Here is a 17,592-nt window from a genome sequence, read left to right on the forward strand (position 1 = left end):
GCGCACGGCGGGCGGTACGGGCCGGGGCACGGAGCCGGCCGCCCGTATCGCCTGCCGTGGTGCGCCCGGCGCGACACGCCCAGGGGGCGGACGCGCCGGAGCGCGTCCCGGCCGCCGTGCGGGACGGGTGGGACGTTCGCACCCCCGCGGGACGAGGGAGCAACCGTTTCCCTTGCCCGGACGTCAAGTTGGAGAGAGAGGCAGTGGAAACTCTCCTCGACACCCTCGGTGCACCGGCCCTTCGGATGGCGTACAGACTCCTTCCGCCCGGTTGCCCCACCCTTTCGTACCACCCGTAGACTGAACCTCCAGCAGGTGGTTACACGCTCGAAAGGCGCCCCCGTGTCCATCGGCAACTCCCCCGAAGACGACCGGCCTTCCGTCCCGGAGGACCGGCCTTCCATCGGCCGTGTGCTGCAGCAGGCCCGTATCGCGTCCGGACTGACCGTCGACGAGATCAGCGCCACCACCCGCGTCCGCGTGCCGATCGTCCAGGCGATCGAACAGGACGACTTCACCCGCAGCGGCGGCGACGTCTACGCCCGTGGCCATATCCGGATGATCGCCGGGGCCGTGGGGCTCGACCCCGTACCCCTGGTCGCCCAGTACGACTCCGAACACGGCGGGCGGCCGGCGCCGACCCCCGCCGCACCGCTGTTCGAGGCCGAGCGGATCCGACCCGAGCCGCGCCGCCCCAACTGGACCGCGGCCATGGTCGCGGCGATCGTCGCCGTCATCGGCTTCGTCGGCTTCACCCTCTTCAGCGGCGGGGACGACGAGGGCGGCAAGGGCCAGATCGCCAAGGGCCCGCAGGCCGAGCGGTCGACCGGCCCCGGGACGGCCAAACCGTCCGGAGGGGCCACCGACGCCCCCGGGCCCGTACCCTCCGACTCCGCGATCGCCGCGGCCCCCGCCGACAAGGTCACCGTCAAGCTGACCGTCGTCAAGGACAAGAGCTGGATCTCGGCCAAGGCCGCCAACGGCAAGAAGATCTTCGACGGCACCCTCTCCGAGGGCGACACCCGCACCTTCCAGGACGACCGGCGGATCAACCTCATCCTCGGGAATGCCGGAGCCATCGAGCTGTACGTGAACGGCAAGAAGATCGACGGCGAGTTCAAGACGGGTCAGGTCGAACGGCTCTCGTACACGAAGGGCGACCCCGAAGCGGGCTGACCTCACGGCCGCGTACGGAGCGGATCACGGGCCCACGACGGGGGCGGGACGGCGGGGCGCCGGCCCGGCGCCCCCGTCCGGCGAGGCTCGGGGCGAATCCGCGGGCCCGGACGAAGTAGTCTTGAGCCCATGCCCGAACGCCGTACCGTCGCCCTTGTCACTCTTGGCTGCGCCCGTAACGAGGTGGACTCGGAGGAGCTAGCAGGCCGTCTGGCAGCGGACGGCTGGGATCTGGTCGACAACGCCTCCGACGCCGATGTCGCCGTGGTCAACACCTGCGGCTTCGTCGAAGCCGCCAAGAAGGACTCCGTCGACGCCCTGCTGGAGGCCAACGACCTCAAGGACCACGGCCGCACCCAGGCCGTGGTCGCGGTCGGCTGCATGGCCGAGCGGTACGGCAAGGAACTCGCCGACGCCCTCCCGGAGGCCGACGGCGTCCTCGGCTTCGACGACTACGCCGATATCTCCGACCGGCTCCAGACCATCCTCAGCGGCGGCATCCACGCCGCGCACACCCCGCGCGACCGGCGCAAGCTGCTGCCGCTGAGCCCCGCCGAACGGCAGTCCGCCACCGATGTGGCCCTCCCCGGACACGGCGCCCCCGTGGACCTCCCGGAGGGGCTCGCGCCCGAATCCGGTCCGCGCGCCCCCCTGCGCCGCAGGCTCGGCAGCAGCCCGGTGGCCTCCGTGAAGCTGGCGTCCGGCTGCGACCGGCGCTGCACCTTCTGCGCCATCCCCTCCTTCCGCGGCTCCTTCATCTCGCGGCGCCCCGCCGACGTCCTCGGCGAGACCCGCTGGCTGGCCGAGCAGGGCGTCAAGGAGATCATGCTGGTCTCCGAGAACAACACCTCCTACGGCAAGGACCTCGGAGACATCCGGCTCCTGGAGACGCTGCTGCCCGAGCTGGCGGCCGTCGACGGCATTGAACGTGTACGGGTCAGCTACCTCCAGCCCGCCGAGATGCGGCCCGGACTGATCGACGTCCTCACCGGTACGCCCAAGGTCGCGCCCTACTTCGACCTGTCCTTCCAGCACTCCGCCCCCGGTGTGCTGCGCGCGATGCGCCGCTTCGGTGACACCGAACGCTTCCTGGAGCTGCTGGAGACCATCCGCACCAGAGCCCCGCAGGCCGGAGTGCGCTCCAACTTCATCGTCGGCTTCCCCGGCGAGACCGAGGCGGACTTCGCCGAGCTGGAGCGCTTCCTCACCCATGCCCGGCTCGACGCCATCGGCGTCTTCGGCTACTCCGACGAGGACGGCACCGAAGCCGCCACCTACGAGAACAAGCTCGACGAGGACACCGTCGCCGAGCGGCTCGCACACCTCTCCCGGATCGCCGAGGAACTGACCGCGCAGCGCGCCGACGAGCGGCTAGGGGAGACCCTGGAGGTCCTCGTCGAGTCCGTCGCCGACGGCACCGGCACCGGCGACGGACTCGACGAGGGCACCGCCGCCGTCGGGCGGGCCGCGCACCAGGCGCCCGAGACCGACGGACAGATCGTGTTCACCTCCGCCGAGGGGCTCGCGCCCGGCCGGATGGTGCTCGCCAAGGCCGTCGCCACCGAGGGCGTCGACCTGGTGGCCGAGTACACCGGTCTGCCCGGCGAGCCGGGACCCGCCCCGGCGACCGCAACGACCGCCGGGGGAGCCTCCGCACTCGACGCCCTGGTCGCCGGCGCGACCGGGCTCGGCGCCCGCCCGTTCACGGCGGACGGCGGTCGGCGCGCCGCCGGCGAGGAGGCGGGCAGATGACCGGAGTGCCGGCGTCCGCGGGGGGCGGTCGGCCCGGCCGGCCGACGCCGCCCGGCGGCAAGCTGGGCGCTGCGGCCGTCAACCAGGCCAGCCTCTGGAACATCGCCAACCTGCTGACCATGCTGCGGCTGGTGCTCGTACCGGCGTTCGTGGTCCTGCTGCTCCAGGACGGCGGATACGACCCGGCCTGGCGCGCCTGGGCCTGGGCGGCCTTCGCCGTCGCCATGATCACCGACATCTTCGACGGCCATCTGGCCCGGACGTACAACCTGGTCACCGACTTCGGCAAGATCGCGGACCCGATCGCCGACAAGGCGATCATGGCCGCGGGGCTGATCAGCCTCTCCGCCCTCGGCGATCTGCCCTGGTGGGTCACCGGCGTGATCCTCTTCCGTGAGCTGGGCATCACCCTGATGCGGTTCTGGGTGATCCGCCACGGAGTGATTCCGGCCAGTCGCGGCGGAAAGATGAAGACTCTGGCCCAGGGCACGGCCGTGGGAATGTACGTTCTGGCGCTCACCGGCCCCCTGGCCACCCTCCGCTTCTGGGTGATGGCGCTGGCCGTCGTGCTGACCGTGGTCACCGGTCTGGATTACGTGCGCCAGGCGATCTCCCTGCGCCGCAGGGGGCTGGCCAAAGAGCGCGGTGCGGGCCCGGACCCGCGATGACGGCCGAGGCGGCCGCGCGCCGAGCCCTTGAGGTGCTCGCGGAGCGTGACCAGACGCTGGCGGTCGCCGAATCCCTCACGGGTGGGCTGGTGGCCGCGGAGCTGACGGCCGTACCCGGCTCCTCACGCTCCTTCCGGGGCTCCGTCACCGCGTACGCCACGGACCTGAAGGGGTCGGTCCTCGGGGTCGGCGCGACCCTTCTGGCGCAGCGCGGCCCGGTGGATTCCGAGGTCGCACGGCAGATGGCCGCGGGCGTACGGACCGCGCTGGGGTCGGACTGGGGCATCGCCACGACCGGGGTCGCCGGGCCGGGACCGCAGGACGGGCAGCCGGCCGGGACGGTCTTCGTGGCCGTATCGGGACCGGCCGGGAGTGAGAAAGTGACCGCGCTGCGATTGAACGGCAGCCGGGCGGAAATCCGTAGAGAGAGTGTACGGAGCGTGCTGGAGCTGCTCGTCGGCGAACTGCACGGAAATGCGCGGGCACAGGATACGGAACAGAACGGGGGGAATTGATGTTTGCAGCCCTGAGTGAACACGTCATCGCTCCCCGCACGGCCGCAGCGCGAGGCGGTACGGTGGGGCGTGAAGGATGCGGCTACGCGGTCCGAGGAGGGAGCCACCGATGATTCTGCTCCGTCGCCTGCTGGGTGACGTGCTGCGTCGGCAGCGCCAGCGCCAGGGCCGTACTCTGCGCGAAGTCTCCTCGTCCGCCCGAGTTTCGCTCGGCTATCTCTCCGAGGTGGAGCGGGGGCAGAAGGAGGCTTCCTCCGAGCTGCTCTCCGCGATCTGCGACGCGCTGGACGTACGGATGTCCGAGCTCATGCGAGAAGTGAGCGACGAACTCTCACTCGCCGAGCTGGCACGGTCGGCGGCGGCCGAACCGGTGCCCGCACCGGTGCGCCCGATGCTGAATTCCGTCTCCGTGACGTCGGTGGCGGGTGTGCCGACGGAGCGGGTGACCATCAAGGCGCCGGCGGAGGCCGTCGACGTCGTCGCGGCCTGATCCGGCGGCAGCCGGCCGATTCCGCGGGCCCTGCCCGCGGACGGGACTGTCGGCGTTCCCGGGATCGGGTGCGCCGGACGGCCTGTGGGTTCTGGGCTCGGCCCCGGTACTGCGTGTCCTCTGCGGGGGGCGGGCGGTGCCGGGGCTTCTGTCGTCCGGGTCCGCCCGCCGGGGTTTCCGTCGGTGGGTTTCCCTCCAGATGCGCGGGGCAGGCGCCACTCGTCGAAATGTTCCCTCCCGGGTGCTATGTCATGGTGGGAGGGACGGTGACCGAGTGGAGGACGCATGTCTGTTGTGAAGAGCCCGCTGTCCGACGCCGACCTCAAGAGCGTGGGTACGGCACTCCAGGGGGCGCTGGTGGATCTCGTGGATCTCGGGCTGGTGGCCAAGCAGGTCCACTGGAACGTCATGGGCCCGCGCTTCCGGTCCGTCCACCTCCAGCTCGACGAGGTCGTCGACACGGCGCGGCTGCACTCCGACACCGTGGCGGAGCGGTGCTCCGCGATCGGGGTGCCGCCGGACGGGCGGGCCGCGACGGTGGCCGCGCAGAGCGCGATCGGCGGGGTCCCCGAGGGCTGGGTCAAGGACACCGACGCGGTACGCATCATGGTGGACGCGCTGGGCGCGGTGATCGAACGGATGCGGGAGCGGATCGGGGTGACCGGGGACCCGGACCCGGTGAGCCAGGACATCATCATCGGGCTGACCGCCGATCTTGAAAAGCATGCGTGGATGTTCCAGGCCGAGAGCGTGTGACCCGGGGCGGTACGGGGATCCGGGCGTTTCCGGTGTGCCCTGTGCCGGTGTCCGCGGTGATGTCGTGGCGTTCGTGGCGTTCGTGAGGTTGCGGCGGCGGGGAAGGTCGTGAGGTCCGGAGGGAGACTGCCGTGGTGCGACGCCGGTGGACCGCCCGGCCCGTGGCCGCCCTCGGACTCGTACTGGCCGGGCTGGTGGGCGGTGCGCTGTGGTGGTGGGCCGTACTGGGGCTGGCGCTGGTCCCGGAGCGGACCGGGTTGCTGGAGGGCATCCTCGCGGCGGGCGGCTGGGGGCTGGGCCTGCTGCCCGTGCACGTCACGCCCCACCGCGGGCCCCGGCGGGGTGCGGCGGCCGGGCGGGGCTGAACCGGTGCCTGTCGGGCGCGTGCGGTGTGTGTTCCGGTTGGGCGGGCAGGGGCGGGCCGGGGTCACCAGGGCATGGCGACACCGCCGTTGGGGCGGATGATCTGGCCGGTGGTGAAGGCCGATGCGTCCGAGGCCAGATGCAGTACGGCGTGAGCGACGTCCTCGGGTTCCCCGACCCGGCCCAGGGGTGAGCGCCGCGCCATCGCCGTCCGGACCGCGCGGTGCTCGGCGGGGTCGTCCCGGTGGGTCATCGGCGTCCGGACCCAGCCGGGGGCGACGGCGTTCGCCCGGATGCCGTGCGGGCCGAGTTCCGTGGCGAGGGTACGGGTGAGCTGGACGACCGCTGCCTTGGCTGCGCTGTAGCCGAACAGGCCGGACCCGGCCGCGTCGACGGCGCCGGAGGCCATGGTGACCAGGGAGCCCGGAGTGCCGGTCGCGATCATGGCGCGGGCGGAGTGCCGGCAGGAGTACAGCACTCCCTTGAAGTTGACGGCCAGGATGCGGTCGAGATCCTCGTCGGCCGTGTCGAGGACCGGGGCGGTGTGCATGATCCCGGCGATTGCGGCGAGGACGTCGAGCCGTCCTGAGGAGTGGACGGCGGCGTCGACCACCGCCGCCACCGCGGTGTCGTCGGTGACGTCCAGGGGGTGGAGGCGGGCCGTACCGCCGTCGGCCCCGATCAGGGCATGGGTGCGGTCGAGGCCCTCCTCGTCGACGTCGGCGCAGTGGACGGTGGCTCCCGCCCGGGCCAGGAGCACGGCGCAGGCGCGTCCGATGCCGCCGGCAGCGCCGGTGATCAGCGCGGAACGGCCGGTGAGGTCGTACGCCGTGAGGGGCATGCCGGGACCGTACGACCAGATCTGACGGTACGTCAACTATGTCGGCCGGGCTCGGGGGCGGGGCCGAGCTGGCAGCCGGGGCACCAGTAGGTGACCCGTTCGTCGCCGGAGGCGGCCGGGCCCGGACCCCTCCGGGACGTGGTGCTGATGGGGCCGCCGCAGCGCAGGCAGGGGGCGCCGGGGCGGCCGTACACATAGAGGAGCGGACGGTGGTGGCCGGTGCCGGGGACCGTGCGGCGCTCGAAGGTGTCCCGGTTGGCGGTCAGCAGCCGGTGAGCGGTGGCGACCAGACGCGCGACCGTCTCCGCGGAGAGTTCACCGACCGGCAGCCAGGGGGTGACCCGGGCCAGGAACGCCAGCTCGCAGCGGTACACATTGCCGATTCCCGCGAGGTTGCGCTGGTCGAGCAGGGCATCGCCGAGGCTGCGGGCGGGATCGGCCCGCAGCCGTGCCACCGCGGTGTCGGCGTCCCAGTCGGGGCCGAGGAGGTCGGGGCCCAGCCGGCCCGTGATCCGCTCCTCCTCGGCGGTGGGCAGCAGCTCCAGCACCGGGAGGCGGTAGCCCACGGCGGTCCGCTCCCGGGTGCCCAGCACCGCCCGGATCTGATGCTCCGGGCCGCCGGTCCACCGCTCGCCGGAGGCGAAGATGCGCCACGAGCCGTCCATGCGCAGATGGGAGTGGAGCGTCAGACCGCCCTCGATACGGGCCAGCAGATGCTTGCCCCGCGGGGTGACCTCCAGCACGGACCGCCCGGTCTGATCGGCCGTGGCGAACCGGGGCACCCGCAGGTCGAACCGGGTCAGCACCTGCCCGGCGAGGGCGTCGTTCAGCCGTCGTGCGGTCAGCCAGACGGTGTCTCCTTCGGGCATGGTTCCATCATGCGCGAGCGGGGTGCGCGGAGCGTGTGCCCAGGGGCGGCCGGACCCGCCGGGCGGGTGTCCCGGGCGCCGTACGGTACGGCTCGGCGCGTCCGTACGCCGCCGGGGCACGGCACGTCTGCGGTCCCGGCGGGCCCTCGGCCGTACAGCGCCGTACGGTGCGGCCCTGCGCGCTCGTACACGCCCGGGGCACGGCACGTCTGCCGTCCCGGCGGGTTCCTCTGCCGTGTCCGACTCGTCCCGTCCGGCCCGCGACGTCCGGCCCGCACGATCCCCGCCTGTGCCTTCGGGCACGGAGGCACCGGGTGGTGGCCCGGGTTGCCGGGATCCCCGAGTACTTCCCCGAGCCGCAGGCCTGGAGGAGCCGGGGCCCTGACCTCCGGGTGGACGTCGCGATGTGTCGGGCACATCCCGGCCTGCGGCCCGGAACCGTCCCGCGGAGCGCCCGGGCCGGTCAGGGTCTGAGGCGCAGTCCCCGCGGGGTCGCGTGGAAGCCCGCGGCCTCCAGGGCCCGGCCGATGGGGGAGGTGAGGGCCGGGGTGCCGTTGGCGCGTTCCACGGTGATCGTGCCGAGGGTGCCCGCACGGGCCGCGTCGGCCAGTGCCGAGGCGGCGGCGGTGAACGCGGGGGATTCGGGGTCGGGCCAGGCCAGCAGCGTTTTGCCGCCGCGCTCCAGATAGAGCGCCGGGTCGCCGTCGACGAGGACCACCAGGGAACCCGCCTTCCGGCCCGGCTTGTGGCCCGCGCCGTCCGGCGGATCGGGCCAGGACAGGGCGGCACCGTAGGCGTTGGCGGGGTCGGCCGCGGCCAGCAGCACGGCCTGCGGGGCCTCCTGTCCCGCCGACCGCTCCCGGGCCCCGGCCGTCGCCCGCAGCCGGTCGACCGCGCCGTCCATCGCGAACTGGGCCGCCCCCAGACCCTCGACCACATAGCCCCGGCGGGCCTGTCCACGGTCCTCGAAGGCCGACAGCACGCGGTACGCAGCGGAGAAGCCGCCCTCGACGCCCTCCGCCGCCACCGCGCCCCGGGTCACCACCCCGTGCCGGTCGAGCAGGGTCCGGGCGAGGGCATGGGCCCGGTGCGTGGGATCGGGCTCCGCGGCCGGCAGCAGCGACCAGCGGCCGCTCACCGTCGGCGGACCGCCGCGCGATACGGGCCGGGCGCCCGCCGTCAGTCCGCCGTACCGGCCGCGGGGCACGGCCCGCCGGGCCCGGTGCGCAGTCGCCCCAGCGGTGCGGCCCGAGCCGAGCAGGGCGCGCAGCGGCGCGAGGGTGTCATTGGTCAGCCGCCCCGACCAGGCCAGCTCCCAGACCGCGTCCGCCAGCTCCGGATCGGTGGCTTCCGGATGGGTCGTGGCCCGCACCTGGTCGGCGATCTGGCGGAAGAACAGGCCGTACCCCGGGGCGAGGGCGGCCAGCACCGACGCATGGAGCGCGGTCTCCTCCAGCGGATGGGGCGGGGGCAGCAGCAACGGGGCCGCGTCGGCGAGGTAGAGGGAGACCCAGCCGTCCTTGCCCGGCAGGGCACCCGCGCCCGCCCACACCACCTCACCCGTGGTCGTCAGCTCGTCCAGCAGGGCCGGGGTATAGCCGTGGACCCGGGACGGCAGGATCAGCTTCTCCAGAGCCGATGCGGGCACGGCGGCCCCCTGCAGCTGCTCGACCGCGCGGGCCAGCCCGTCGATGCCGCGCAGGTCCCGGCCGCCGATGTGCTGCCAGCGGGGGAGGAAGTCACCGAGCGCGGCGGGCGGGACGGGCTCCAGCTCGTGCCGGAGGGCGGCCAGGGAGCGGCGCCGCAGCCGCCGCAGCACCGTCGCGTCGCACCACTCCTGCCCGCCGGCCGGGGAACCGAGCGCCGCCGGGGCGGGATGGAACTCGCCCAGGACGATCCGGCCGGCCGCGGCGAGCCGGTGCAGCGTCCCGTCCGTGACCGCCGTACCCAGACCGAAGCGGGCTGCGGCCCGGGCCGAGGTGAACGGCCCGTGCGTGCGGGCGTAGCGGGCGAGCAGATCGCCCAGCGGGTCCTTGACCGGTTCGGTGAAGGCTTCCGGAACACCGACCGGGAGGGCCGTGCCCAGGGCGTCCCGCAGCCGCCCGGAGTCCTCGACGGCCGCCCAGTGCTCCGCCCCGGCGATTCTGACCCGGACCGCCCGGCGGGCGGCGGCCAGACTCTCCGCCCACGCGGGCTCCGCCCCCCGCTCCACCAGCTCGGCGGTGGTCAGCGGCCCGAGCAGCCGCAGCAGATCCGCCACGCCTTCCTCGTCCTTCACCCGGCGGTCCTCGGTCAGCCACTGGAGTTCGCGCTCCAGCTCGGCCAGGACATCGGGGTCGAGCAGCTCCCTCAGCTCCGCCTGGCCCAGCAGCTCGGAGAGGAGCCGTGAGTCGAGGGAGAGGGCGGCGGCCCGGCGCTCGGCGAGCGGCGAGTCCCCCTCGTAGAGGAACTGGGCGACGTAACCGAAGAGGAGGGAGCGGGCGAAGGGCGACGGCTCCGTGGTGGTGACCTCCACCATCCGGACCCGGCGGGCCTCGATATCGCCCATCAGCTCCGTCAGGCCCGGCACGTCGAACACGTCCTGGAGGCATTCCCGGACGGCTTCGAGGACGATCGGGAAGGAGCCGAACTCACTGGCCACCTGGAGCAGCTGCGCGGCACGCTGCCGCTGCTGCCACAGGGGGGTGCGCTTGCCGGGGCTGCGCCGGGGCAGCAGCAGGGCCCGGGCTGCGCACTCGCGGAACCGGGAGGCGAACAGCGCCGAACCGCCGACCTGCCCGGTGACGATCCCGCCGATCTCGCCCCGGTCGAAGACCGCGTCCGCCGCCCCGACGGGCGCCTGCCCGTCGTCGAAGACCGGATCGGGACCCGAGGGGTCCTGGTCCAGCAGGTCGAGGCCCATCAGATCGGCGTCGGGCAGCCGCAGCACGATGCCGTCGTCGGCATGCATGACCTGGGCGTCCATACCGTAACGCTCGGCCAGTCTGGCCCCGATCGCCAGCGCCCACGGCGCGTGGACCTGGGCCCCGAACGGGGAGTGGATCACCACGCGCCAGTCGCCCAGCTCGTCCCGGAAGCGCTCCACCAGGATCGTCCGGTCGTCGGGGACATGGCCGCAGGCCCGGCGCTGCTCGTCGAGGTAGGCCAGGAGGTTCTCCGCCGCCCAGGCGTCCAGACCGGCGGCCAGCAGCCGCAGCCTGCCGTCCTCCGGCTCCAGGGCGCCCACCTCCCGCAGGAAGGCACCCACCGCGCGGCCCAGCTCCAGGGGCCGGCCGAGCTGGTCGCCCTTCCAGAACGGCAGCCGGCCCGGCACCCCGGGCGCCGGGGTCACCAGGACCCGGTCGCGTGTGATGTCCTCGATGCGCCAGGAGGTGGTTCCGAGGGTGAAGACGTCGCCGACCCGGGACTCGTACACCATCTCCTCGTCGAGCTCCCCGACCCGCCGGCCCCCGCCGCCCTTCTCCCCGGCCGAACCGGCGAGGAAGACGCCGAACAGTCCGCGGTCGGGAATCGTCCCGCCGGAGGTGACGGCGAGGCGCTGGGCGCCGGGACGGCCGGTCACGGTGCCCGCGATCCGGTCCCACACCACGCGCGGCCGCAGTTCTGCGAAGGCGTCCGAGGGATAGCGCCCGGCGAGCATGTCCAGCACCGCGGTGAAGGCCGACTCCGGCAGGGCGGCGAAGGGCGCGGCCCGGCGGACCAGCGCCAGCAGATCGTCCACCTGCCGGACGTCGAGGGCGACGATCGCGACGAGCTGCTGCGCGAGGACGTCCAGCGGATTGGCCGGGATCCGCAGCGATTCGATGGCCCCGGACCGCATGCGCTCCGTGACCACCGCGGACTGGACCAGATCGCCCCGGTACTTAGGGAAGACCACGCCCCGGGAGACCGCGCCCACCTGGTGTCCGGCCCGGCCCACGCGCTGGAGCCCGGAGGCCACGGACGGCGGCGACTCGACCTGGACGACGAGATCCACCGAGCCCATGTCGATGCCCAGCTCCAGGCTGGACGTCGCCACCACGGCAGGCAGCCGGCCGGCCTTCAGATCCTCCTCGACCAGCGCCCGCTGCTCCTTGGAGACCGAGCCGTGGTGCGCCCGGGCGAGCAGCGCGGGCGCACCACGCGCGGCGCCGGACTGGGCCATGATCTCGGCCGGCGGGGCGCCCTCGGGCAGCCGCTCGCCCACGGCCCGCTCGTACGCGATCTCGTTGAGCCGGTTGCACAGCCGCTCGGCGAGCCGCCGGGAGTTCGCGAAGACGATCGTCGAACGGTGCGCCTGGACGAGATCGGCGATCCGCTCCTCCACATGCGGCCAGATGGAAGGCCCGTCGCCGCCGCCGGGCCCCCCGGACGCCTCGGCGGCCGGGGCACCGCCCAGCTCGCCCAGATCCTCCACGGGAACCACTACGGAGAGGTCGAACTCCTTGTCCGACGAGGGCTGGACGATCTCCACCCGCCGCTGCGGCGACAGATAGCGGGCCACCTCGTCCACCGGCCGGACGGTCGCCGACAGACCGATCCGGCGCGCGGGCCGGGGCAGCAGCTCGTCGAGCCGCTCCAGGGACAGGGCGAGATGGGCGCCCCGCTTGGTGCCCGCGACGGCGTGGACCTCGTCCAGGATGACCGTCTCGACCCCGGTCAGGGCATCGCGGGCGGCCGAGGTCAGCATCAGGAACAGGGATTCGGGCGTGGTGATGAGGATGTCCGGGGGCCGGGTGGCCAGCGCCCGGCGCTCGGCGGCCGGGGTGTCGCCCGACCGGATCCCGACCCGCACCTCCGGCTCCGGCAGTCCGAGGCGCACCGCCTCCTGGCGGATCCCGGTCAGCGGGCTGCGCAGATTGCGCTCCACATCGACCGCCAGGGCCTTGAGCGGGGAGACGTAGAGCACCCGGCAGCGCGCCTTGGGGTCGGCGGGCGGCGGCACGGACGTCAGCCCGTCGAGGGCGGCGAGGAAGGCGGCCAGGGTCTTTCCCGAACCCGTCGGCGCGACCACGAGGACGTCCGACCCCTCGCCGATCGCCCGCCAGGCGCCTTCCTGCGCCGCGGTGGGCGCGCTGAAGGCGCCCGTGAACCAGCCGCGGGTCGCGGGGGAGAACGAGTCGAGCGCATTCCCGGCCATGCCCCCCATCGTGCACCCCGCCACTGACAATCGGGCGGGACGGGTCCGCCGGACGGCCCGGTACGGGACCGGGGCACAGGCCGGGGCACGGGCGGGAAGGGTCGGATCCGCCCCGGGCGGGCGGTGGACCGGCCCCGCGGCGGGTGACTTCCGTCATGGTGGCGCCGGCCTTCGGAGGGCGTCGCTCCGTTACCCGCCGGCGCGACGGAGGCCGTGGTTCCGCTCAACCGGGCGGATCCCGTGCCGGTACGCGTCCGGGGCGCGGTACCCGCAGGCTGCGGGCCCTGCGGCCGGGTGCCGGAAACGCGCGAGACCGGCGGGCGCCGGGCCGCGTACCGTCCCTGCCATGGCAGAACAGACCGTCCCGGCCGACCCGCCGGAGAGCAGCCCACCCGCCGGACCCGCCCCGGGAACCGGCCACGACCGCACCCCGGGGTCCGGGACCGGCCGCACTCCGGGGTCCGGGGTCGGCGGCGCGGCCGTCGCGGCGGACGGCCCCGCTGCCAAGCCCGACGCGGCCGTCGTACGCGACGCCCTCGGGGTGGGCATCGCGGTCGGGCTCTCCGGCTTCGCCTTCGGTGTCACGGCCGCGGGCTCCGGCCTCAGCCTGCTCCAGACCTGCGCCCTGAGCCTGCTGGTCTTCACCGGCGCGTCGCAGTTCGCCCTGGTCGGGGCGTTGGCGGCGGGCGGAAATCCGTTCACGGCCGCCGCCGGGGCGTTCTTCCTCGGCATCCGCAACGCCTTCTACGGGCTGCGCCTGTCGCAGCTGCTCGCCCTGCCGCGCGCCGTGCGGCCGTTCGCCGCCCACTGGGTGATCGACGAGACCACGGCCGTCGCACTCGCCCAGCCGACGAGACGGGCCGTACGCCTCGGCTTCACCGTCACCGGACTGACGCTGTACGTCCTGTGGAACCTCACGACCTTCCTCGGCGCGATCGGCGCCGAGGCCATCGGCGACACCAATGCCTGGGGTCTTGACGCGGCCGGACCGGCCGTCTTCCTCGCGCTCCTCGCCCCCATGCTCCGTACCGCCGCCGAACGGGCCGTCGCCGGGCTCGCGGTCCTCCTCGGGCTCGGATTCCTGCCGCTGCTGCCCGCCGGGGTGCCGGTCCTGGTGGCGGCGCTCGCCGCACCCGCCGTGCTGTGGTTCAAGGGCCGCACGTCCGGCCGGGGCACGGCGGACGCCGTGGACACCCGTACCGCGATACCCGGCGCCGGTCGGCCCGGCAGCGACTCCGCGGGCACCGCACCACGCGGTGAGGGGGCCGAGGGCGCCCACAAGGGACGCGGCGAGGACAGTACCGACGGCGGGCAGCGGTCCGTGGAGGAGGGGCGATGAGCGTCTGGATCGCGATCGCGGTGACCGCGGTCGGCTGTTACGTGGTGAAGCTGGTGGGCCTGCTGGTACCGGCCGAGGCACTGGAACGTCCGCTGGTGCGGCGGCTCGCCGCCCTGGTGCCCGTCGCGCTGCTGGCCGCGCTCACGGCGCAGCAGACCTTCAGCACGGCGGGCTCCCTGGTGGTCGACGCGCGCGCCGCCGGGCTGGCTGCCGCCGCCGTCGCCCTGGTGCTGCGCGCCCCCTTCCTTGTGGTGGTTGCCTCGGCCGTGCTGGTCACCGCGGGCATCCGGGCGCTGGGCGGCTGACCCGCGACCGGGGCCGCCGACTCACCGACTCACCGACTCACCGACTCGGCGGCTTGACGGCTTGAAGATCCGGCGGCCCGGCTGTCGGGCCGTCACGGCCGGGACGGGTCCGAGCCGCCGGACCGTCGGGCCGGGGCCGCGTCGAGCCCCCGGCCCCCGCGGCCCCGCCGCTCAGCCGATGGTCCGGCCGTACGCCCGCAGGGTCCGCAGCGCCTCGATGGTCACCAAGGGGCGCGCCTCCAGCGACGTCCCCGGGGCCCACTGCCGCCAGTTCACCGGCCACCCGCCGTCCTCGCACTGCGCAGCGGCGAGATGGTCCAGCGACCGCCCGACCTCCTCGTCCGTGAACCAGTGCCGGGCCAGTGATTCCGGCGCCCGGGCGTAGTCGTACGCGAAGTGGTGCTCCCCCGGGGCATAGCCGGGGGACACGGGCTGCTCGTCCGCCCGGTCCGGGTCGAGGACCACGAGCCCCTTCTCCCGTACCAGCCGCCCCAGCCGGTCGGCGGCCGTCCGGGCCCGCGCCCGGTCCGGGACCCCGTTCAGGAAGGCGACCGCTGCCTCCACCTCGTACGGGTGGGAGGATTCCAGCGAATCGACCGCGGCCCAGCAGAAGTCCGTGGCCCGGAACAGCCACGCGTGCCACACCTCGTTGCGGTGGAGCAGCCCCACGACGGGGCCGGTGGTCAGCAGCGATCCGGGCGGATCGTCGACGATCGGGACGAAGGGCGCGGCCGGATAGCCGCGCTGGGACGGATGGACGGCGGGCAGCGCGCCCTCCGGGGTCGACACCCCCGTCAGATAGCGGCACAGCCGCTCCGCGCGCAGTCCGCCGCAGCGTCCGATGGAGTCCAGGACCCGCAGCGCATGAGCGGTGTGCAGCGGCTGGCTCACCGGACCCCGCAGATCCGGTTCGAGGGCGTGGCCGTAGCCGCCGTCCTCGTTGAGGTACGGGGAGAGGGCGGCGTCGACGCCGTCGGCGCCGCCGCCCAGGAAGTGGTACGCGAAGCGGCGCTGCTCCAGCACGCGGGCGGTGAGCCAGACGAAGTGCTCGGCGCGCGCCAGCGGCGACGAGGACGGCGGCGGGGGACCGCCCGGGCCCTCCGGTTCACCGGCCCGGGACCGGTTCCCGGACATCTCCCCGGACCCTTCGGCGGATGCCTCCGCGGCGTTCTTCCCGGGGCCCGCCGCCTGCTCGGCGGCCACCTCGGGTCCTTCCTCACGGGTTTCCTCGGGTTCGGCCATGGTCCGACCGTAGAGCGGAAAGGTTCCGGGGGCGGCGAGAGGGCCGGGGCGCACCCCCTGCGCGGGATACTGGCGTCATGCGGTTGACGATTTTCTGGGAGCGGATGGCGGACCACTTCGGTGCCGCGTACGCCGACTCCTTCGCACGGGACCATGTGATGTCCGAGCTGGGCGGGCGGACCGTCCACCAGGCGCTCGACGCGGGCTGGGAGGCCAAGGACGTGTGGCGCGCGGTCTGTGCGGCCGTCGACGTCCCGGCCGACCGGCGCTGACCGCACTCCCTCAGGACCCGCCGTCCGCTCGCCGCCACCCGCCGTCCGCTCGTCGGCGGGTCGTCGGCCGGTCGTTGTCCACAGGCCATCGGGGTGGGTCCCCGGACGGGGCACTTGTGCGCGACACTGGGCCGGTGGCCCCGACGAGTGACAAGCGCGACGACAACGAACACGACGGTTCCCCGGACCGTGCCGGTGAGGACCGGGACGACCGCGGCAGACGGAACGACCGCAGCTCAGGCCGGCCGGACGGCGACGGCGGCCGCGCCGGGCGGCTGTCCGTGCCCGCGCAGGGCGCGGCGGCAGGCGGTCCCGCCCTTGCCGAAGGCATAGGGGGCGGCGGACCGCCCCGGACCGGCGGCGTCTCCGTCGACGCGCCCGCGCCCGGGGCGGACACCCCGGCCGACGGCGGGCCCGCCCGGTCCGTGACCCCGCCCGGCCCGCCGCCCCCCTCCGCGGTCGGCGGCGCCCTCGGCCCCGCCCGGATGCCTCGCTGGCTGCCGCGCGCGATGCTGCTCGCCCTGGCGCTCTACGCCTGCTTCCAGCTCGGGGTCTGGGCCTTCCACCAGCTCATCGGGCTCCTGCTGAACATCCTGATCGCCTTCTTCCTCGCCCTCGCCATCGAGCCCGCAGTCGGGCGGATGGCGGCGCGGGGGATGCGGCGCGGGGTCGCCACGTTCCTGGTGTTCTTCGGGATCCTGATCTCCGTCGTCGGATTCGTGGTCATGCTCGGGTCGATGCTGGCCGACCAGATACTGGCCATGGTCGACGAGTTCCCCAAATACCTCGACTCGGTGATCAACTGGATCAACAGCACCTTCAAGACCGAGCTGTCCCGGGTCGAGGTGCAGGACAGTGTCCTGAAGTCGGACTGGCTGCAGCAGTACGTGCAGAACAGCGCCAGCGGTGTGCTCGACGTCTCCGCCACGGTCCTCGGCGGGCTGTTCAAGCTGCTGACGATCTTCCTCTTCTCGTTCTACTTCGCCGCCGACGGGCCGCGGCTGCGCCGGGCGCTCTGCTCCGTACTGCCCCCGGCCAAGCAGGCGGAGGTGCTGCGCGCCTGGGAGATCGCCGTCGACAAGACCGGCGGATATCTGTACTCCCGCGGACTGATGGCCCTCATCTCGGGCGTCGCGCACTTCGTCCTGCTGGAGATCCTCGGGGTGCCCTACGCCCCGGCGCTGGCGATCTGGGTCGGACTGGTGTCCCAGTTCATCCCGACGATCGGTACGTATCTGGCCGGGGCCCTCCCGATGCTGCTCGCGTTCACCGTGAACCCCTGGTACGCGGTGTGGGTGCTCGGGTTCGTCGTGGTGTACCAGCAGTTCGAGAACTACGTCCTCCAGCCGAAGCTGACCTCCAAGACCGTCGACATCCACCCGGCCGTGGCCTTCGGTTCCGTCATAGCGGGTACGGCGCTGATGGGTGCCGTGGGCGCGCTGATCGCGATCCCGGCCGTCGCCACCCTCCAGGCGTTCCTCGGTGCCTATGTGAAGCGGTACACCGTGGCCGACGACGCCCGGGTGCAGGGCCACCGCCGACGGCGCGGACAGATGCTGCGGCGGTTCCGGCCGGTCGCGGCGATGCGCCGGGACGGGACGGAGACGGCCGAGCCGGGCGGCGGACTGAGCACCGCCGACTGACCGCCTCAAGACCGCCCGGGCCCGGCCACCTCGCCCCGGACCGCCCCGGTGTCGCGCCGGGGCCGCCTCGACGGCCGGGGCGGGGCGTCGGAGTCGTGGCCGGTCGGCCGCAACCCCCGGTCGGCCGCAGCCCCGGGCCGGGCTCCGGCCGGGGCCGTACCTCCGGGGGACGGCCCCGCCCCGCCCGGACGTGGTGCCCGCCGCTCGGCAGCGGACACCACGGACCGGCGACCGTATCCGTC

15 protein-coding genes are annotated in these 17,592 nt (G+C 74.0%); 11 read left to right on the plus strand and 4 right to left on the minus strand.

Features of this window, described 5'->3' with window-relative positions; translation table 11 throughout:
* Positions 1-342 precede the first annotated feature (342 nt).
* The 7 genes from B7R87_RS25330 to B7R87_RS25360 all read left to right on the plus strand — a co-directional run bounded on the left by B7R87_RS25330 (position 343) and on the right by B7R87_RS25360 (position 5,722).
* Positions 343-1,176, plus strand: a complete 834-nt coding sequence (locus B7R87_RS25330) for a helix-turn-helix domain-containing protein (RefSeq protein ID WP_006346200.1) — start codon at positions 343-345, stop codon at positions 1,174-1,176.
* A gap of 129 nt (positions 1,177-1,305) precedes the next feature.
* On the plus strand, positions 1,306-2,928 hold the full coding sequence (gene rimO / locus B7R87_RS25335) for a 30S ribosomal protein S12 methylthiotransferase RimO (RefSeq protein ID WP_391118857.1): 1,623 nt from the start codon (positions 1,306-1,308) through the stop codon (positions 2,926-2,928).
* A complete protein-coding gene (pgsA, locus tag B7R87_RS25340; protein WP_161990807.1) occupies positions 2,925-3,596 on the plus strand; it encodes a CDP-diacylglycerol--glycerol-3-phosphate 3-phosphatidyltransferase in 672 nt (223 codons plus the stop codon). The genes rimO and pgsA overlap by 4 nt, the downstream gene beginning before the upstream one ends.
* Entirely contained in the window at positions 3,593-4,111 is a 519-nt protein-coding gene (locus B7R87_RS25345) for a CinA family protein (RefSeq protein WP_006346197.1), read from the plus strand. Before pgsA ends, B7R87_RS25345 begins: the two co-directional genes overlap by 4 nt.
* A gap of 109 nt (positions 4,112-4,220) precedes the next feature.
* The gene (locus tag B7R87_RS25350; protein ID WP_006346196.1) at positions 4,221-4,601 is read left to right on the plus strand and encodes a helix-turn-helix domain-containing protein; all 381 of its coding nucleotides are present in this window, start codon (positions 4,221-4,223) and stop codon (positions 4,599-4,601) included.
* 285 nt (positions 4,602-4,886) lie between these two features.
* Entirely contained in the window at positions 4,887-5,357 is a 471-nt protein-coding gene (locus B7R87_RS25355) for a Dps family protein (protein WP_040913912.1), read from the plus strand.
* A gap of 131 nt (positions 5,358-5,488) precedes the next feature.
* Positions 5,489-5,722: a hypothetical protein gene (locus tag B7R87_RS25360; RefSeq protein ID WP_006346194.1), complete on the plus strand. Its 234-nt coding sequence runs from the start codon at positions 5,489-5,491 to the stop codon at positions 5,720-5,722.
* A gap of 62 nt (positions 5,723-5,784) precedes the next feature.
* Here the strand turns inward: B7R87_RS25360 and B7R87_RS25365 are convergent, their stop codons facing one another.
* The 3 genes from B7R87_RS25365 to B7R87_RS25375 all read right to left on the minus strand — a co-directional run bounded on the left by B7R87_RS25365 (position 5,785) and on the right by B7R87_RS25375 (position 12,549).
* Positions 5,785-6,561, minus strand: coding sequence for an SDR family NAD(P)-dependent oxidoreductase (locus B7R87_RS25365; protein WP_040913913.1), 777 nt, complete (start codon positions 6,559-6,561; stop codon positions 5,785-5,787).
* Between the two features lie 32 nt (positions 6,562-6,593).
* Positions 6,594-7,430: an Fpg/Nei family DNA glycosylase gene (locus B7R87_RS25370; protein ID WP_006346192.1), complete on the minus strand. Its 837-nt coding sequence runs from the start codon at positions 7,428-7,430 to the stop codon at positions 6,594-6,596.
* A gap of 463 nt (positions 7,431-7,893) precedes the next feature.
* Positions 7,894-12,549: an ATP-dependent helicase gene (locus B7R87_RS25375; protein ID WP_130585267.1), complete on the minus strand. Its 4,656-nt coding sequence runs from the start codon at positions 12,547-12,549 to the stop codon at positions 7,894-7,896.
* Positions 12,550-12,895: 346 nt separating this feature from the next.
* Between B7R87_RS25375 and B7R87_RS25380 the strand changes: the two genes are divergently transcribed.
* Together B7R87_RS25380 and B7R87_RS25385 are read left to right on the plus strand one after the other, a co-directional pair.
* Positions 12,896-13,888: an AzlC family ABC transporter permease gene (locus B7R87_RS25380; RefSeq protein ID WP_233168924.1), complete on the plus strand. Its 993-nt coding sequence runs from the start codon at positions 12,896-12,898 to the stop codon at positions 13,886-13,888.
* Positions 13,885-14,193 (plus strand): AzlD domain-containing protein, encoded by a 309-nt coding sequence (locus tag B7R87_RS25385; RefSeq protein WP_130585268.1) that lies wholly within the window; start codon positions 13,885-13,887, stop codon positions 14,191-14,193. The genes B7R87_RS25380 and B7R87_RS25385 overlap by 4 nt, the downstream gene beginning before the upstream one ends.
* A gap of 171 nt (positions 14,194-14,364) precedes the next feature.
* Here B7R87_RS25385 and B7R87_RS25390 read toward each other — a convergent pair whose 3' ends face one another.
* Positions 14,365-15,327 carry a hypothetical protein gene (locus B7R87_RS25390; RefSeq protein ID WP_045852836.1) on the minus strand — a complete coding sequence of 321 codons (963 nt, stop codon included), beginning with the start codon at positions 15,325-15,327 and terminating at the stop codon, positions 14,365-14,367.
* A gap of 185 nt (positions 15,328-15,512) precedes the next feature.
* Here B7R87_RS25390 and B7R87_RS25395 point away from each other — a divergent pair, with 185 nt between their 5' ends.
* A complete protein-coding gene (locus B7R87_RS25395) occupies positions 15,513-15,707 on the plus strand; it encodes a DUF3046 domain-containing protein (protein WP_040913910.1) in 195 nt (64 codons plus the stop codon).
* 485 nt (positions 15,708-16,192) lie between these two features.
* A complete protein-coding gene (locus B7R87_RS25400) occupies positions 16,193-17,350 on the plus strand; it encodes an AI-2E family transporter (RefSeq protein ID WP_006346186.1) in 1,158 nt (385 codons plus the stop codon).
* Positions 17,351-17,592: the final 242 nt, after the last annotated feature.

The organism is Streptomyces tsukubensis, from assembly GCF_003932715.1.
GTDB lineage: Bacteria > Actinomycetota > Actinomycetes > Streptomycetales > Streptomycetaceae > Streptomyces > Streptomyces tsukubensis.

What these genes read in the sequence shown, in the direction of transcription:
- B7R87_RS25365 (WP_040913913.1), bottom strand. Translation starts at nt 6,561, where the DNA reads ATGCCCCTCACGGCGTACGACCTCACCGGCCGTTCCGCGCTGATCACC.
- B7R87_RS25355 (WP_040913912.1), top strand. Translation starts at nt 4,887, where the DNA reads ATGTCTGTTGTGAAGAGCCCGCTGTCCGACGCCGACCTCAAGAGCGTG.
- rimO (WP_391118857.1), top strand. Translation starts at nt 1,306, where the DNA reads ATGCCCGAACGCCGTACCGTCGCCCTTGTCACTCTTGGCTGCGCCCGT.
- B7R87_RS25385 (WP_130585268.1), top strand. Translation starts at nt 13,885, where the DNA reads ATGAGCGTCTGGATCGCGATCGCGGTGACCGCGGTCGGCTGTTACGTG.
- B7R87_RS25345 (WP_006346197.1), top strand. Translation starts at nt 3,593, where the DNA reads ATGACGGCCGAGGCGGCCGCGCGCCGAGCCCTTGAGGTGCTCGCGGAG.
- B7R87_RS25370 (WP_006346192.1), bottom strand. Translation starts at nt 7,430, where the DNA reads ATGCCCGAAGGAGACACCGTCTGGCTGACCGCACGACGGCTGAACGAC.
- B7R87_RS25375 (WP_130585267.1), bottom strand. Translation starts at nt 12,549, where the DNA reads ATGGCCGGGAATGCGCTCGACTCGTTCTCCCCCGCGACCCGCGGCTGG.
- B7R87_RS25390 (WP_045852836.1), bottom strand. Translation starts at nt 15,327, where the DNA reads ATGTCCGGGAACCGGTCCCGGGCCGGTGAACCGGAGGGCCCGGGCGGT.
- B7R87_RS25400 (WP_006346186.1), top strand. Translation starts at nt 16,193, where the DNA reads ATGCCTCGCTGGCTGCCGCGCGCGATGCTGCTCGCCCTGGCGCTCTAC.
- B7R87_RS25350 (WP_006346196.1), top strand. Translation starts at nt 4,221, where the DNA reads ATGATTCTGCTCCGTCGCCTGCTGGGTGACGTGCTGCGTCGGCAGCGC.
- B7R87_RS25380 (WP_233168924.1), top strand. Translation starts at nt 12,896, where the DNA reads ATGGCAGAACAGACCGTCCCGGCCGACCCGCCGGAGAGCAGCCCACCC.
- pgsA (WP_161990807.1), top strand. Translation starts at nt 2,925, where the DNA reads ATGACCGGAGTGCCGGCGTCCGCGGGGGGCGGTCGGCCCGGCCGGCCG.
- B7R87_RS25395 (WP_040913910.1), top strand. Translation starts at nt 15,513, where the DNA reads ATGCGGTTGACGATTTTCTGGGAGCGGATGGCGGACCACTTCGGTGCC.